The organism is Flavobacterium sp. JAS (genome assembly GCF_020991455.1).
GTDB lineage: Bacteria > Bacteroidota > Bacteroidia > Flavobacteriales > Flavobacteriaceae > Flavobacterium.
Map to the genome: position 1 here is coordinate 153,896 of NZ_JAJMOX010000006.1, position 16,152 is coordinate 170,047.

The following is a 16,152-nucleotide window of genomic DNA, read 5'->3' on the forward strand; positions in this document are numbered from 1 at the left end:
AAAACCAGTTTTTCAACTGGTTTTGTGATTATAGTTTTTTCCAGACAACTTTTGCCGTAACAGATTTTCCGCCTTGTGTGGTATTAACAACAACATATTCTAATAGATTGTTGATGTACGTATAGGAGCGTTTTTGTTCTGTCTGTTCCCAATTTGGAAATGATGCCGTTTCTATTTTGAAAATAATAGTTTTGTCAATATCATTAATTTCATATTTGCCAAAATGCGAATTACTTCCCTGCACGATCGCTGCATTTTCTTCAGGAGTGCATTTGTTTTTATCTCCCGAAACTATTTTGGCTCTTTCATTCTTATAAATCTGAATGGCATAATTGCCCTTTTCGTCAAAAAATAAAGTACCTCTTGGATTTGTTGCGTATGGAAATGTTTTGGTACCATTTGAATCTGTATTTTCAACAGAAACTAGAGTCCAGGAACCTAAAAATTCTGTTTTCATTGTCTGTTTTGGCTTTTGAGCAATAGCTGAATTAACAACTAAAAGCAAGAATAGAATAGCAGTTGAATTTTTCATTTTTTTTTAAATTTTAATAGTTTACTTTAATAATTTCTCCATTTATTGGTTCATTGATACTTTTTGAATAAGCGTTAATTAAGACTTCAAAAGGAATGTCTGAAACTTTTCCGGGACTAATAGCATTTATTCTAATTCCTCTTTCTAATTCAAGAGAAGCCGAAAGCACAAAACTGTTAATTCCGCCATTTACAATTGCTTTTGCGGTATTATTCTTTACCGGTTTATCTCCCATTTTACCAGAAGTTAGTGTAAATGATCCATTGTCGTTTAAGTATTTTTGCCCAATTAGAACCAGATTTATTTGTCCAAGCAATTTATTTTTAATGCCAATGTTTATTTTTTCTTCGTCAAGCGAAAGTAAATCTCCCGTGTAGCAATCTCCGGCAACACAGATACAAGCGTCAATGTTTTTAATTTCTTTGAATAATTTTTCTATCGAATTTGAATCCGATAAATCGATTCTAAAATCGCCGCTGTTTCTTCCGGCCGAAATAATTTCATGATTTTTTGCCAAATCTGGCTCGAGTATTTTGCCAATTGTTCCGTTTGCACCAATTAATAATATTTTCATTTTGTAATTTTTAGTTGTTATCTGAAACAAAATTAGGAGATTAGCTTTCGCTTAAAATTGTACTAATTGGTACTAAAATTGTATTTTAGCAGTATGACAAATAATAATTTATATCATCCTTTTGAAGTTGATTTTAAGGAATTGGAACAGTTTCCGAAAACAAATCGGAGAAACAATTTCTTTGAATTGATTTATATTGTCGACGGAACCGGAACTCAGATTATAAACAATAATAAATTTCAGTACCGAAAAGGGAATCTGTTTCTGGTAACACCGCAAGATGTTCATTCGTTTGAAATTTCAACGCCAACGAAATTCTTTTTTCTGCGGTTTAACGAATATTATATCAAGGCAAATTCTCAAAACGGACAAAGTGAAACGGTGTTGCGAATGGAATATATTCTTCAAAATGCAAGTCATCGTCCGGGATGTATTCTCAAAAATAGAATTGACAAACCTTTAATTGGATCACTTGTTGAAAGTATTATTAACGAACAAAGCAATCAGCAGATTTACCACCAAAAAATTACGGAGCAAATTGTTAATGCAATTATTACTGTCGTTGCAAGAAATATTGCTTTAAAACTTCCGAAGAATATTAAAGAAACAACCGGAGAGATGGTTCTTGAAATATTGCATTATATTCAGGAGAATATTTATGATCCAAAGCAGTTGAAAGCGAATGTAATAAGTGAACATTTTAATATTTCACTTCATTATTTAGGGAAGTATTTTAAGAAACAAACTGGCGAAACACTTCAGGAATACATTTCAAATTATAAATTAAGATTAATCGAAGCCAGACTTTTAAACAGTGATATGCGTATCAATGAAATTGCAGATGAATTGCATTTTTCAGACGAAAGTCATTTGAATAAAGTATTTAGAAAACATAAAGGAATCAATCCGTCAGAATTTAGGAAGCAGTATTCTAAATGATGATGTTTTAAAAATTACCAAATTTTCCACCAGGGTTTTTTGTTGATTTCGATTTTTTTCTCAGCTTTATTGATTTCAATTCTTTTTGGTTCTTCCGTTTTTATAGTTGAATCATCAAAAAATAGTTCACCAATCTCATTCATTCCAAGTGGAAGCTTTGTTCTTTCTTTCCAATCTTCAGTTTGCAATTCCGGGATTAAGACCGAATCGATTTTATCAATAAATTTTCGTCTGGCTTTTTCTGTGATTTCTTCTTCAAGATTTGAAGTGGAGTTTTTAAAAAGCGGAAGCGAATTTCCGGGTATGTTTAGAAGGAAAATCTGTGTCTTGTTTTTAATTTTCTGAATGTCTAATACTTTAAAAAAGGAATTGTCATCCAAAAGTGAATGTCCATTTTTGACTGAATTAGGATTAAATTTAGATAAATCCCGAGCTTCAGAACTTGCAATTAAATATCTCAAATTTCCAGAAAGACCTCCGCCAATATAACTCATATCAGTAAAGCCTCTTTCTTTAATTATTTGCCCAATTTTGTAATGTGTAATTAAATCTTCAGGAAGATTAGTGTCTCTGTAAAATAGTTTTAAGTCTGAAAAAGTTTCATCAAGAATATCTTTAATGCGCGTGTTTTTCATGTTTTACAGATTGTTTAATTATATTATTTTCTTGTTCTGAAAAGTTTTAGGAGTCTAATATTCCTGTATTAAATAAAAATTTTAATATAAATGTCAATGGAAAAACAATAATACTAATTAAAAATATTCTTAGTCCATTTTTTCTGTCTTCAGCATTATAAGAATAAACTCTTTCTCCATTTGGAAGTGTTTTTTTTGATCTCCATAAAGAATATCCAATGACAATTCCAATTCCGCCGCCTAAAAGTGCAAATGTATATCCGGCAATAATCCAGGGTTTTTGGTTTTCTTCTGGTTTGGCTAAGATTTTTAAGCGTTCCTTTTTTAAAGAAGTCAGCATTTCTGAATCGATAGTTTTTCCTCTATCCGTTAAAAGTTTTTGCGCCAGTTTATAATCAAAAACATTCCATTCGTCAGAATTTAAAAGAATTTCATATAATTCTTCATTTGTGAAACTCAGTAAATAATAATCTCTGTCTATTGTGTCAAGAAGATTTTCAGTATCTTTTTCAAGAATCGCTTGAGCATTTTCAAAATCTAATGGATCAATTTTTATTTCATATTGATTTTGTAAAGTGCTTCCGGAGAAATTTACATCAAGAGGAGGAATATTATCGCCTAAAACGGTTTTAATATTGTTTTTATTTAATAATAATTGAAGCTCTTTGGCCTGATTTAATGTTGGGAAACTTCGGAAAGCAATAAAATTTTCAATCATAGATTTATTATTGATTTTTTGGATAAAATGATTCTATAAATTCCCAATACTATCCAATTCTCTTTTTAAAGGTTCCATTTGTTTTAAGAAACGGGTTCTGTCAGATCCGGTTAAAGATTCTCCAGTTGGTAAGTTAAGTCGAAGCGCATCAACCTGAATGCCATTTTTCCAGAAACGGTAACAAACGTGAGGCCCGGTTGCAAGTCCGGTGCTGCCCACTAATCCAATAGTTTGTCCTTGAGTTACACGTTGTCCGCGGCGAACCAAAATTCTGGACATGTGTAAATATTGAGTAGAGTAGGTTCCGTTGTGTTTTACTTTTACAAAGTTTCCGTTTCCTGCCGTATATCCGGTTGCTTCTACAATTCCTGAAGCAGTTGTTGAAATTGGAGTTCCGGTTGGAGCAGCATAATCAGTTCCTTTGTGTGCTTTCCAGGTATGTTGTACCGGGTGAAATCTGTTTGCTGTAAATCTTGATGTGATTCGGCTGAACTTGATAGGTGTTTTTAAGAAAAAGTTTTTCAGCGTTTTTCCTTCATCATCATAATATTCTATTTTTCCCGAAGTAGTATCTTTTTCAAACGGAAAGGCATAAACGATTTTTCCTTTATATTCAAAAAATGCAGCTTCAAGATCTTCAACACCATCATAAGTTTTGCCGTTGATAAAACGTTCGGTAAAAATTAATCCGTAACGATCTCCTTTTTTAAGTTTAAAGAAGTCAATTGACCAAGAGAATACTTTAGTAATTCGGCTAGCGAGTGCTGTTTCTACATCTTCATCTCCTAATGTTTCGGATAGTGAGGTTTTTAATACGCCACCAATAATTTTGCGCTTTAATGTAACCGGTTTTATTTTTTTGTAAGCTTTTGCAATACTATCTCTAAGGTCAACTACATAATACGATAACGCATCTGGTTGGTAAATAAAAACCTGTATTTTGTTTGTTTTATTTTTAGAACGAAGAATTGTGTAAGGTTTGTTGTATCGAATTGATCTAACATCAAAAGAATCTTTTACCTGCTCAACAATATCATAGACTTTTTTGTCTCCAATATTTTGACCCTGTATGATAGAACCAAAAGAGTCTCCTTTTTTTATAGTATCATTTACAATATTAAAGTCAGCGTAATTAAAGCCAAATTCTACTTTTTTAGTCTTTGGTTTACTAATTTTAGTTTCTACTTTTTCCTCGGTTTTATTGCACGAAAATATGGAGAATATTAAGATTATAAATACGAATGCTTTTTTCAAACTTTTAAATTTTTTGGGAAATTAATCGGTTGTTTCATTTCCCCAATTGGACAATTCTTCTTCGGTCCACAATTTAGGAAAAAAGATGCGTCTTTGGTATTTTGGATGCATATATTTTTGCCAATCGCTGCCACCAGTAGCTTCGCCATTACCTTTTCCGCTTTCTAAGATGTATTTTCTTGCAGTATTAAGGTGTTGCATTACCCAGGTAATGTTTACAGTTTTGTCATAATGACGCATTGCTTCAATTAGTGCAGCATTTTTTTGATCTTCTTGTGGTAATTGAGTAAATTTTTGCCAGATGTTTTTGGTTTTAAAAGTAGTTATTTGTCGTAGGAACTGATCTTTATATTTGTTTTCAAATTCCTTTAGTAAATATGATTTTTCTCCTGTTTGATAGTCTTTTCCGGCAGCCTGCCAGTATAAATGTTCAAAGCTGGTTTCCAGATCCGTATTTTCGTCAAAGTTTGCTTTGTATCTGCGATCTGTTAAGTTGATCACATCTGTCGAAGCAAATTCTATTAATCTATATTGTGCGCTCTGAAAACCACTTGCCGGAGTCAGAGTATTTCTGAATTTCATGTATTGATCTACTTCCATTCCGTTTTCCATAATGCTGAACGAATTGGTAAGCATGTCAAAATAACGAGTGATTCTTGATAATCTTTCGCTGAAAAAATCAACCTGTATGTTTTGTGTATCAGCAATTTGATCAATTTCCCACAAAATCATTTTAAAGATTAATTCATTTACCTGATGATACATGATAAAAACCATTTCGTCAGGAAGTGTAGTGCGTTGTATCTGTAAATTTAAAAGTGCGTCAGTTTGAATGTAATCCCAATACGTAATTGGTTTTGACCAAAGTAAACCTTCTAAGTGAACATCAGTTTTTTGATTTATAGCTTGAAATTTAAGGTCAAGTTCTTTTAAAATTGATTCAGAATTATCTGTGGGATTCATTATTTTTTTACTTTAAATGGATTTTTTAATCCTTTATATTCATCAAGATCTGCTTTAAGTGATCCTACCGCAAGATCTGCCTTGATTCTAATAGGTACTTTGTTGTCGTCGTCAGTTATCCAGAGCGTTACGCTTTCTTTTTCTTTAAAGACTCTTCCGGTTTGTACAAGTGGTTTAAAGATCATCGTAGAAACGGTGCCAAATTTAGTTGTAATATCTTGACGGCCTACATATTTTAACTTAAATTTTGTGATTTCTTCATCAAAAAACATGTCAATTGTAATCGATTCGCCTGATTTCAGTTTGTCAATATTAGGATGATTTCGCAAATAATAAAATGAAGAAATAATATCTTGTACATTATCTGTAAGAAAAATCGTTTTTTCGGTTTTACGTTTGTAATCTTTTACTAAAACTCTTTTTTCGCTTTGATTAAAAAAACCTTCCTGGTTTTTTGTATAACCTCCTTCATCTATTTTTCTAACATAGCGGTAAGGGTTTCCGTTTTCTTTGTCAAAGTAACTTTCGTATAAATCTTCAACTTTAAAAAAGAACTTCGACATTCCGGTTGTGTAACCTTTGCCCACAGCATGAAAAACTTTTTTGTTGTTTATAGTCGCATCTTTTATTTCGAGAGTAGCATATCCGGCGTTAATAATTCCGTAATGAATTCTGAATTTGAAGTATTCGCCCGTGTCAAAAGCATCTTCTTTTTGAGTGTCGAAAGCAAGTGTCGTGAGAACTAATATAAGTAGAACTAGTTTTTTCATAGTACAATTTTTACATTTCATTATAAAGATAAATAAATGCAAATTCTATTCCAAATGTACCAAAACAAAAAAACTCAGTCAAGAAATGACTGAGTTTTTATGCTATTAACTAACCAAAAAACTATAAATTATGAAATTTATATCAATTCAGAAGGAAACCACCCCTTCTTGATTTGCGAGTGCAAAGATATACAGAAAGTTCAATAAAGAAATGGCAAAAGGCAAGTTTAACATAACATTTGCATAAAAACCATCATTTTACAGAGAATTCTTCTGTATAATGTAATTATTTTGCTTTTTTACAATGTTCCTCTCAATTCTTGCTCTCTCTCAATTGACTCAAAAAGGGCTTTAAAGTTCCCTGCACCGAATCCTTTTGCTCCCATTCGTTGAATAATTTCGAAAAATAGTGTTGGTCTGTCCTGAACTGGCTTTGTAAATATCTGTAATAAATATCCATCTTCGTCGGCATCGACCATGATGGCAAGTTTTTCAATTTCGTTTAAATCTTCCTTCATCATATCCATGTGAACACCTAATCTTTCTGGTATTGCTTGGTAATAAGTGTGTGGTGGAGCTGATAAAAATTCGACACCTCTTGCTTTTAATTGAGATACTGTTTTGATAATATCATCAGTTGCAATGGCAATATGCTGAATTCCAGGTCCGCCATAGAAATCTAAATACTCTTCGATTTGTGATTTTTTCTTTCCTTCAGCTGGTTCGTTGATTGGGAATTTAATTCTTCCGTTTCCGTTAGACATTACTTTACTCATCAAAGCCGAATATTCAGTGTTGATTTGTTTGTCGTCGAATGATAGGAAATTCACAAATCCCATAACGTCTTCGTAGAATTTTACCCAAGTATTCATTTCATTCCAACCTACATTTCCAACCATGTGGTCAATATATTTTAATCCGGTTGGTTCTGGATTATAGTCAGATTTCCATTCTTTATACCCTGGTAAGAAAACTCCATTGTAGTTTTTTCTTTCTACAAATATGTGAACCGTTTCTCCGTAAGTATAGATTCCGGAACGAACAACTTCTCCAAATTCATCTGATTCTACGGTTGGTTCCATAAAGGAGCGTGCGCCACGTTTCATGGTCTCTTCATAAGCACTTCTTGCATCTTCAACCCAAAGTGCGGCAACTTTTACACCGTCGCCATGTTTTTGAAGATGTGCATGAATTGGAGAATCCTGCGTTAAAGGAGTTGTCAAAACAATTCTGATTTTGTCTTGTTTCAAAACATAAGATGCTTTATCTCTAACTCCAGTTTCTAATCCGGCGTAAGCCAATGACTGATATCCAAAAGCTGTTTTGTAATAATGTGCTGATTGTTTTGCATTTCCTACGTAGAATTCTACATAATCTGTTCCTAATAATGGAAGGAAATCTTGTGCTCCTTCAAAGATTTTCTCTAATCCGTATTCTACTGATTTTACTTCTTTCATAATGAGATAATTTGAGAATGAGATAATGAGATAATTCCTGAAATGAACTTAATTAGAATAATTTTCTAATTGACACATTTACTAATTATCTAATTTTCCCATTTTTGATGTTGATATTATTTTATTTAATATTTTTAAAATTTCTGATAGATCATTTAATAGACGTTTACAATTTGGATACTCTTTGTGAGCTTCACATAAAAACAACCAATATTCCGTTTCGTCTGCTTCTTTAATTGCTATTTTTAATTTATGTATGAAATCTGCTTTACTTTCTGCATTTTGAGATTCTTTTGAATTTGCTCCAATTGATGTTCCGCTTTTTAATAATTGATTTGCAATTACAAATTTTTTCTGTTCTTGAAGTGCACTTGTATAATCAATTATATTTAGAGCAAAATCGAATGTTTTTATTAAAAGAGCGTTGTCCTTGTATTTTTCGTTGAAAGTCATTTCTTGAATTAGTTAATTAGAAAATTTGATAATGAGATAATTATTATATTGTAGGTTTAAGTTTACAAATTAATAAGTGAAATCTGATTATGAAATGACGTATTTCTAATTTATGCAGCATCAAGAACATTATCTAATTATCAAATTGCCACATTATCTAATTCTTACTCCGTCCAAGATTTGTAATACTGACCGTCATCTAATCCCATAGCTTCTTCAGTTACCATTAATGGTCTGAAAGTATCAACCATAACGGCTAATTCCTGGGTTTCTTTATGACCAATACTGCGTTCCATCGCGCCTGGCGCTGGACCATGCGGAATTCCTTTTGGGTGTAAAGTGATATGACCTTGCTCTATATTGTTACGGCTCATGAAATCACCATCTACATAATATAGTACTTCGTCTGAATCTATATTGCTGTGGTTGTATGGCGCCGGAATTGCTTTCGGGTGATAATCGTAAAGTCTAGGGCAGAATGAACAAACGACAAAAGTAGCCGTTTCGAAAGTTTGATGTACCGGAGGCGGTTGGTGGACACGTCCCGTTATTGGTTCGAAATTATGAATCGAGAATCCGTATGGGAAATTGTAGCCATCCCAACCCACAACGTCAAAAGGATGTGTGGCGTAAACTACCTCGTGAATCATTCCTTCTTTTTTGATTTTAATTAAAAAATCCCCTTTTTCGTCATGTGTTTCCAACTCGTTTGGCAAAATAAAATCACGTTCGCAAAATGGCGAATGTTCTAAATGCTGTCCTGATTGGTTTTTATAACGTTTTGGAGTATAAAAAGGAGAGTAAGATTCAACATAAAAAAGTCGGTTTTCTTCAGTCTCAAATTCTATTTGATAAATAATACCTCTTGGAATAATTAAGTAATCGCCATATTCAAAAGGAATATTTCCTAACATGGTTCTTAATTTCCCTTTTCCTTTATGGATGAAAAGCATTTCATCGGCATCGGCATTTTTGTAGAAATAATTTCTAAGAGATTCTTTTGGTGCTGCCAATCCAATGATGCAGTCTTTGTTGACTAACATTGGTTTGCGGCTATCTAAAAAGTCGTTTTCAGGTTTTAATTCAAAACCTTTAAAAAGTAATGATTTTATGTTTTTTCCGATTGCAATTTTTGGTTCAACCGAATATGATTTTAGTATTTCTTTTACCTGAGTTGGTCTGTGAACATGATAAGACAATGACGAATGCCCGTGAAAACCTTCGGTACCAAATAATTGTTCGTAGTAGAAACCTCCGTTTGGTTTTTCGAATTGGGTGTGTCTTTTTTGAGGGAAATCTCCAAGTTTATGATATAATGGCATGGCTTTTCTATTAGATAATTTGTAAATTAGATAATTCGAAAAATTTGAATTGTGTGAACAGATAATTAGCTCAATATTGTGTAATTGACTAATTATCTCAATTCGGTAGTTTTATTCAGGATTTCTCTTGATAAGGAATTGAAGATACTCTAATAAACCTGTCCATTTTGTTTTCATTATAACAAATGTCGTAATTTTTATCGAGTAAAATTATAAATTATATCATTTATAAACCTAAAATATTTTAATTTTTTTTGATATAAATTTTACACAGTATAAAAATAGTGAGTTTTTATTGCACTATTAGTTAATAGAGTATTAAAATGAAAACCCGATGCTAAACCAGGTAAAGCTTTTTGAAAGTTCCGGAGACCATGATTGTTTTACTTCGATTGGACCAATAATGGTTTCTAATCCGTAACCTACAGCATAACCGGAATATTTAGGCATTGAAACCCAATCTACAGTGGTGAAAATATCATCACCTAAGTTGGCAAAATTGGCTGAAAGATTAATGTGATTCTTTTTGATAATTTCATAATCAAGGGTAATGTCAGTTTTTATGTAGCTGTTTCCTGCTATACTTAAAAAGTCATATCCGTAAAAATAGTTGAAATTATTGATTTTGTTGTAGCCATAACCACCCAGTATAAAATCAAAAAAAGGTACGCTGTCGCTGCCAATATTAAATCCGGCATCTGCTCCAATTTTAACTGTTGCTTTTCTGAATAATGTTTTGGCAAAAGCAACTTCGGCCTTTGCGATTGAGAAAGGTTTAAATTTAGTGGTGTAATCTGATGATGCTAAATAGGTTTGCAAATCTGTAGAGAAATACAATCCCGAATGTGGGTAATTTTTATTGTCAAAAGAATCATATTTTAAATATCCGAAGAGACTTAGATAACTGCTTTTGTCAATAATGTTTTCTGTGTTTGAAAGGGTTGGCGAGTTTATTTTTAAATACTTGTACTCGGCACCACCACCCATTAAAAATTTCTGCACAAATATGGTTTGAAAATATGCCTGATTGGTCAAATCCAGAAAATCAACATTTATTAGATTTATGTTTGGGTTTGCACCAGTTAAGTTACTTATACTGGTGGTGACATTTCGGTTAAATTGATTTAATCTGGATCGGAATCCAAAGCTGATATTAAAACCGTTTTCGACATAATAATTTAAATCGTATCTAAAATTATCTCCTAAAATAATGTCAAGTGAAGTAACGTCGTTTTTAAGGAATGTTTTTTTATGGGTTAGATTCAGTAAAATTCCGCTTTTATAAAGTCCGTCATAATGCAATCCAAGTTTCAAAAAAGTCTGCGTTGGGTTTTCTTTCAGTACAAGATCAAGATCGTCTGCATTGCCGTCCGGCTGCAAACAGTATGAAATTGTACTAAAGTTTTGAGTTGCATTTATATTATTGATTCCGGCTTTTAAATCATCATAAGTTATAGTGCTTCCGGGCTTGAAACGTAATTTACCATTGATATATTCTTTGGTGTAATTGTCTAATTTGGTGCTGTTTATTTTGTTAATTTCAATTGTGTCAGAGCTAATTTTTAGTTTTGGTTTTTTATAGAAGGTTTCTTCATTTGTTAGTGATTTTATCTTTTCGTAAACCGCAAAAGCAGCTTCTTCACCTTTTCTGATGATTTCTTCGCCTTTATCAAATGAAATTACACCATAATCTCTAATATCTGGTTTGATGTAGATATCGGTGTCTTTTATTTTGTTTTTCATTTTATCAATCGACTGTAGATTGGTAATCTGAACCAATATTCTAGTGGCGTTTTTTAGGTTTTTACGATTCATTAAATCGTCCTGAACATCAACCCCAATAATAATGTCAGCGCCAAGATTACGCACTTCTTTTATGGGATAATTGTTGACAACACCTCCGTCTACTAATAAATTTCCGTCAATTTCTACCGGAGTAAATAGGGAAGGAAACGCAGCACTCGCCATCATTGCCTGAACTAGATTTCCTTTATTCAGCAAAACTTCCTCGCCGGTTTCGATATTGGTACCAATACATAAAAAAGGAGTTGGTAGTTTGCTGAAATCACGCACATGACGTACATTTCGAGTTAAACTGCTCAATAAATTATAATTGTACATTCCTTTTGAAAGTGCCTCCGGAATTCCGACTCTGAAATTACTGAACGGTAAAACTATGGCATATAATTCGTCATTTTTTTTACCGTAAAAATTTTTAGACGAACGCGGAATATAATCGTTTATTAAGTCGTCGAAATTGGTTTTCTTGAAAATAGAATCAATTTGTGTGGCGTTGTAGCCAGAAGCATAAAGTCCGCCAATTACAGATCCCATACTGGTTCCGCCAATATAATCGATTTTGATTCCGGCTTCTTCCAGAACTTTTAGAACTCCAATATGAGCAAATCCTTTGGCGCCACCGCCGCTTAAAACCAAACCAATTTTTGGACGTTTGATGCTGTCTTGCTTTTTATCTTGTGAAAATGTTTTTTGTGAACTGAATACTAAAAGTGTCAAAAAAACGGCTGTCACGCCCCAGATGGAAATGGAAAACTGCGAGAGACAAAACGATATTTTTTCCTGCAAAAAAAGAGCGACTTTAGAAGTTCCTTTTTTTGAAGTAGAAAAAAATCGTTTTGACCGAGTGTTTGTAATGGACAGCTGGATTAGGCGCATATAAATAGCTAGTTGGTTTTGTAAAAGTCGACAATTTTTTTGGCTTTTGATACTCCAATCACATCCGAAATTTCTTTTTCTGATGCTAGTTTCAATCTTTTAACACTTTTGAAATGTTGTATTAACGTTAGCATGGTTTTCTCGCCAATACCCGGAATACTTTCTACAGACGAGTTCAATGCAGCTTTGCTACGTTTGTCACGATGAAAAGTGATTCCAAAACGGTGTGCCTCATTTCGCAATTGCTGAATGACTTTTAAAGTTTCTGATTTTTTATCGAGGTATAACGGAATAGAATCTCCGGGATAAAAAAGCTCTTCAAGTCGTTTTGCAATCCCGATAATTGCAATTTTTCCTCTTAAACCCAGTTCATCTATACTTTTTAAGGCGGCAGATAATTGTCCTTTTCCACCGTCAATAATAATTAGTTGCGGCAAAGGTTCTTTTTCGTCTAATAATCTTTTGTAACGGCGATAGACAATCTCAGTCATCGACGCAAAATCGTCAGGACCTTCGACGGTTTTTACATTAAAATGGCGGTAATCTTTTTTACTTGCCTTTCCGTCTTTAAAAACTACGCAGGCCGCAACCGGATTTGTTCCCTGAATGTTCGAGTTATCAAAACATTCGATATGTCGGGGTTCAACCGGTAAGCGTAAATCTTTTTGCATTTGTGCCATGATGCGATTGGTGTGTCGATCCGGATCTACAATTTGCAATTGTTTCAATTGTTCGATTCGGTAAAACTTTGCATTTCGAATCGATAAATCTAATATTTGCTTTTTATCACCAAGCTGCGGAACGGTTGTTTTGATGTTTTCGCCCAAATCAATTTCAAACGGAACAATGATTTCTTTTGATAATAACTGAAAGCGTTCACGAAGTTCAATAATCGCCAATTCTAATAATTCTTCGTCTGTTTCGTCCAGCTTTTTCTTTATTTCTAAAGTATGAGAACGAATAATTGATCCGTGTGATATTTGCAAAAAGTTGACATAAGCCGCACTTTCGTCAGAGACAATTGAGAAAACGTCGATATTGGTAATCTTCGGATTTACAATTGTAGATCGTGATTGATAATTTTCGAGAACTTCGATTTTTTCTTTTATTTTTTGTGCTTCTTCAAAACGTAAATCCTGTGCATATTGCGTCATCAAACGTTTAAAATCTTTCATGCTTTCTTTGAAATTTCCTTTCAGAATTTCGCGAATCGCATCAACTTGTCTTTGATAATCCTCGAGAGGTTCCAAGCCTTCGCATGGACCTTTGCAATTGCCAATATGATATTCCAGGCAAACTTTAAATTTTCCGGAATCGATATTCGATTTGCTTAAATCGAAATTACAGGTTCGCAACGGGTATAATTCTTTGATCAGATCCAGAATTGTGTGTACAGTTTTGAAACTTGTATAGGGACCAAAATATTCCGACCCGTCTTTGACCATTCGTCTGGTCGAAAATATTCTCGAAAAAGGTTCTTTTTTAATACAAATCCAAGGGTAACTTTTGTCGTCACGCAACAGTACATTATAGCGTGGCTGCAGGGTTTTAATCAAATTGTTTTCTAACAAAAGTGCATCGGTTTCTGTGGGAACGACAATGTGTTTTATCGTTACAATTTTTTTGACCAAGACATTCGTTTTGGCAGTATCGTGGATTTTATTGAAATACGAGGAAACTCTTTTTTTAAGATTTTTGGCTTTCCCAACATACAAGATCTTCCCGTCTTTATCGTAATATTGATACACGCCAGGATTGTCCGGCAAGGTTTGGATTTGGAGATCTAAGGACGGTTTTTGCATTCTGTTTTGTTTCTGAAGATAACTGATATGCTTTTTCAAAAACCATTCCGATTTCTATAAAAAAGCTTAACATTGATTTAGTTTCAAATTTACGAAATCAAAAGAATAATTTCTATATTTAGATTTTATAATTCTATATGAAAAATAATACGCCCCTGGTTATTTTTGATGAAGCGGTTTTGCCTGGAGAAAGCAAAACGATAAACGTCGAAATTGCTCGTTTGCATACCACTACAAAACTTAATATTCCGGTTATTGTGCGCCGTTCAAAGATTGAAGGTCCGGTAGTTTTGTTCTCCGCAGGAATTCATGGTGATGAAATTAACGGTGTCGAAATCGTTAGACAGATCATCAGTAAAAAAATTAATCGCCCCGCGAGAGGAACTATTATTTGTATTCCGATTATCAATATGTACGGTTTTGTCAATAAATCTCGTGAGTTTCCTGATGGGAGAGATTTAAATCGTGTTTTCCCCGGAAGCAAAAAAGGCTCTTTGGCAAGTAGATTTGCTTATCATATCGTAGCACAAGTTTTGCCAATTATTGATTATGCGGTCGACTTTCATGCCGGAGGCGCAAGCCGTTTTAATGCTCCGCAAATAAGGGTGACAGAAAATAATCCCGAATTGAAGCTTCTGGCTGATGTTTTTAATGCGCCGTTTACGCTTTATTCTAAAAATATTAGTGGCTCTTTTAGAAATACCTGTGAGAAAGCAAATGTAAAAATGCTTCTTTTTGAAGGTGGAAAATCATTAGATATTAATGATTCGATAGCGAATGAAGGTGTAATGGGAGTGAAGCGTTTACTGGATTATCTAAAAATGCTTGACCCAAAACATATTGTTGAAGAAGCTGAAGATCCTTCAATTTATATCAAAAACTCGGTTTGGCTGCGTGCAAAATGTTCTGGTTTATTGCACGATTATAACAGAATTGGACGTTTTGTGACCAAAGGAACTATTCTGGCAATTATAACAGATCCTTTTGGTAAATTTGAACAAAAAGTAAAAGCGCCTCACGATGGTTTTGTAATCAACGCCAATCATTCGCCAATTGTGTATGAAGGCGACGCAATTTACCACATGTCTAAAAATAGCCCTGATAATGCCGACGAATAAAAAAGAATTACGATTACACTATAAAAGTCTTCGAAAAGAATTTACTGAAGATGATATCGAAGAAAAGAGTTTGGCTATAGCCAATAATTTAATTGGTTTGCCTATTTGGGATAAAACCTATTATCATGTTTTTCTGCCTATCGAAGAACAAAAAGAAGTAAATACCGAATATATTCTACACTTACTTTCAGGAAAAGATAAAGAAATCGTGGTTTCGAAAAGTGATTTTGACACTCGCGGAATGTCTCATTTTTTATTGACGGATAATACCAAAATCAAAAAGAACGAATATAATATTCCAGAACCTGTAAATGGTTTGCCTGTTCCATCAGAAACTATCGATGTGGTTTTTGTGCCGCTTCTGGCTTTTGATGTTTTTGGGAATAGAGTTGGCTACGGAAAAGGTTTTTATGATAAATTTCTATCCGAATGCAAACCTGAAACCATCAAAATAGGTCTCTCTTTTTTTGAAGCCGAAAATCAAATCGAAGATATCTTTGAATCTGATATAAAATTAGATTATTGCGTGACGCCTTTAAAAATCTACACTTTTTAGATTTAAACCATATAAGTGATATAAGTAAATATAAGTTATGCGCGCATTTAAGCTAAAATGAACTTATATCACTTATATGGTAAAAATAGCCCACTGTTAAAATATTATTTTAGTAATAGAATATTTATCAAATTTTTTGGCATCAAATTTGGATTGCCGAAAATCACAGATAATCTTCACTAGTACATCCGGAATGCTGGTCGTTATTTGAGAGTAAATCATTCACTAATTTCTAAAACTTATTTTAAATGAAAAATAAAGCTTTTTATTTGATGGCATTCCTTGTACTTGTTTTGTTTAGCTGTAAAAAAGGGAATGTAGATTATGCTACTGAAGCAATGGATACTGCGGTTGTTTCGACCGATGAACTTCCAGAAGAAAAT

Annotated in this window: 15 protein-coding genes; 3 read left to right on the plus strand and 12 right to left on the minus strand. The window is 33.2% G+C overall.

What is annotated here, in order from left to right; genetic code table 11:
• Positions 1 to 28: 28 nt before the first annotated feature.
• Positions 29 to 532: a lipocalin-like domain-containing protein gene (locus tag LPB88_RS10200; RefSeq protein WP_230715164.1), complete on the minus strand. Its 504-nt coding sequence runs from the start codon at positions 530 to 532 to the stop codon at positions 29 to 31.
• 13 nt (positions 533 to 545) lie between these two features.
• Positions 546 to 1,106 carry a short chain dehydrogenase gene (locus tag LPB88_RS10205; RefSeq protein ID WP_230715165.1) on the minus strand — a complete coding sequence of 187 codons (561 nt, stop codon included), beginning with the start codon at positions 1,104 to 1,106 and terminating at the stop codon, positions 546 to 548.
• A gap of 93 nt (positions 1,107 to 1,199) precedes the next feature.
• Between LPB88_RS10205 and LPB88_RS10210 the strand changes: the two genes are divergently transcribed.
• Entirely contained in the window at positions 1,200 to 2,045 is an 846-nt protein-coding gene (locus tag LPB88_RS10210) for an AraC family transcriptional regulator (RefSeq protein WP_230715166.1), read from the plus strand.
• A 14-nt stretch (positions 2,046 to 2,059) separates the two neighbouring features.
• Here LPB88_RS10210 and LPB88_RS10215 read toward each other — a convergent pair whose 3' ends face one another.
• The 10 genes from LPB88_RS10215 to uvrC form a co-directional block, all read right to left on the minus strand.
• Positions 2,060 to 2,680, minus strand: a complete 621-nt coding sequence (locus LPB88_RS10215; protein ID WP_230715167.1) for a hypothetical protein — start codon at positions 2,678 to 2,680, stop codon at positions 2,060 to 2,062.
• Positions 2,681 to 2,726: 46 nt separating this feature from the next.
• Positions 2,727 to 3,398 carry a hypothetical protein gene (locus LPB88_RS10220; RefSeq protein WP_230715169.1) on the minus strand — a complete coding sequence of 224 codons (672 nt, stop codon included), beginning with the start codon at positions 3,396 to 3,398 and terminating at the stop codon, positions 2,727 to 2,729.
• 33 nt (positions 3,399 to 3,431) lie between these two features.
• Positions 3,432 to 4,652, minus strand: a complete 1,221-nt coding sequence (locus tag LPB88_RS10225; protein WP_230715171.1) for a peptidoglycan DD-metalloendopeptidase family protein — start codon at positions 4,650 to 4,652, stop codon at positions 3,432 to 3,434.
• A gap of 21 nt (positions 4,653 to 4,673) precedes the next feature.
• A complete protein-coding gene (locus LPB88_RS10230) occupies positions 4,674 to 5,615 on the minus strand; it encodes a tryptophan 2,3-dioxygenase family protein (RefSeq protein ID WP_230715172.1) in 942 nt (313 codons plus the stop codon).
• A complete protein-coding gene (locus tag LPB88_RS10235) occupies positions 5,615 to 6,385 on the minus strand; it encodes a DUF3108 domain-containing protein (RefSeq protein ID WP_230715173.1) in 771 nt (256 codons plus the stop codon). The genes LPB88_RS10230 and LPB88_RS10235 overlap by 1 nt, the downstream gene beginning before the upstream one ends.
• Positions 6,386 to 6,684: 299 nt before the next feature.
• Complete coding sequence (hppD, locus tag LPB88_RS10240; RefSeq protein ID WP_230715548.1) at positions 6,685 to 7,845, minus strand: 4-hydroxyphenylpyruvate dioxygenase; 1,161 nt, start codon at positions 7,843 to 7,845, stop codon at positions 6,685 to 6,687.
• 78 nt (positions 7,846 to 7,923) lie between these two features.
• Positions 7,924 to 8,295: a four helix bundle protein gene (locus LPB88_RS10245; protein ID WP_230715174.1), complete on the minus strand. Its 372-nt coding sequence runs from the start codon at positions 8,293 to 8,295 to the stop codon at positions 7,924 to 7,926.
• A 164-nt stretch (positions 8,296 to 8,459) separates the two neighbouring features.
• Positions 8,460 to 9,617: a homogentisate 1,2-dioxygenase gene (locus tag LPB88_RS10250; RefSeq protein ID WP_230715175.1), complete on the minus strand. Its 1,158-nt coding sequence runs from the start codon at positions 9,615 to 9,617 to the stop codon at positions 8,460 to 8,462.
• Positions 9,618 to 9,935: 318 nt separating this feature from the next.
• Entirely contained in the window at positions 9,936 to 12,293 is a 2,358-nt protein-coding gene (locus tag LPB88_RS10255) for a patatin-like phospholipase family protein (protein ID WP_230715176.1), read from the minus strand.
• Positions 12,294 to 12,301: 8 nt separating this feature from the next.
• Positions 12,302 to 14,095 carry an excinuclease ABC subunit UvrC gene (gene uvrC, locus LPB88_RS10260; protein WP_230715177.1) on the minus strand — a complete coding sequence of 598 codons (1,794 nt, stop codon included), beginning with the start codon at positions 14,093 to 14,095 and terminating at the stop codon, positions 12,302 to 12,304.
• A gap of 137 nt (positions 14,096 to 14,232) precedes the next feature.
• Between uvrC and LPB88_RS10265 the strand changes: the two genes are divergently transcribed.
• Both LPB88_RS10265 and LPB88_RS10270 read left to right on the plus strand, forming a co-directional pair.
• Positions 14,233 to 15,213, plus strand: coding sequence for a succinylglutamate desuccinylase/aspartoacylase family protein (locus LPB88_RS10265; protein ID WP_230715178.1), 981 nt, complete (start codon positions 14,233 to 14,235; stop codon positions 15,211 to 15,213).
• Entirely contained in the window at positions 15,200 to 15,769 is a 570-nt protein-coding gene (locus LPB88_RS10270; RefSeq protein ID WP_230715179.1) for a 5-formyltetrahydrofolate cyclo-ligase, read from the plus strand. Before LPB88_RS10265 ends, LPB88_RS10270 begins: the two co-directional genes overlap by 14 nt.
• Positions 15,770 to 16,152: the final 383 nt, after the last annotated feature.

Coding starts and splice junctions, on each gene's coding strand:
- LPB88_RS10200 (WP_230715164.1), bottom strand. CDS start 532: ATGAAAAATTCAACTGCTATTCTATTCTTGCTTTTAGTTGTTAATTCA.
- LPB88_RS10205 (WP_230715165.1), bottom strand. CDS start 1,106: ATGAAAATATTATTAATTGGTGCAAACGGAACAATTGGCAAAATACTC.
- LPB88_RS10210 (WP_230715166.1), top strand. CDS start 1,200: ATGACAAATAATAATTTATATCATCCTTTTGAAGTTGATTTTAAGGAA.
- LPB88_RS10215 (WP_230715167.1), bottom strand. CDS start 2,680: ATGAAAAACACGCGCATTAAAGATATTCTTGATGAAACTTTTTCAGAC.
- LPB88_RS10220 (WP_230715169.1), bottom strand. CDS start 3,398: ATGATTGAAAATTTTATTGCTTTCCGAAGTTTCCCAACATTAAATCAG.
- LPB88_RS10230 (WP_230715172.1), bottom strand. CDS start 5,615: ATGAATCCCACAGATAATTCTGAATCAATTTTAAAAGAACTTGACCTT.
- LPB88_RS10235 (WP_230715173.1), bottom strand. CDS start 6,385: ATGAAAAAACTAGTTCTACTTATATTAGTTCTCACGACACTTGCTTTC.
- LPB88_RS10245 (WP_230715174.1), bottom strand. CDS start 8,295: ATGACTTTCAACGAAAAATACAAGGACAACGCTCTTTTAATAAAAACA.
- LPB88_RS10250 (WP_230715175.1), bottom strand. CDS start 9,617: ATGCCATTATATCATAAACTTGGAGATTTCCCTCAAAAAAGACACACC.
- LPB88_RS10255 (WP_230715176.1), bottom strand. CDS start 12,293: ATGCGCCTAATCCAGCTGTCCATTACAAACACTCGGTCAAAACGATTT.
- uvrC (WP_230715177.1), bottom strand. CDS start 14,095: ATGCAAAAACCGTCCTTAGATCTCCAAATCCAAACCTTGCCGGACAAT.
- LPB88_RS10265 (WP_230715178.1), top strand. CDS start 14,233: ATGAAAAATAATACGCCCCTGGTTATTTTTGATGAAGCGGTTTTGCCT.
- LPB88_RS10270 (WP_230715179.1), top strand. CDS start 15,200: ATGCCGACGAATAAAAAAGAATTACGATTACACTATAAAAGTCTTCGA.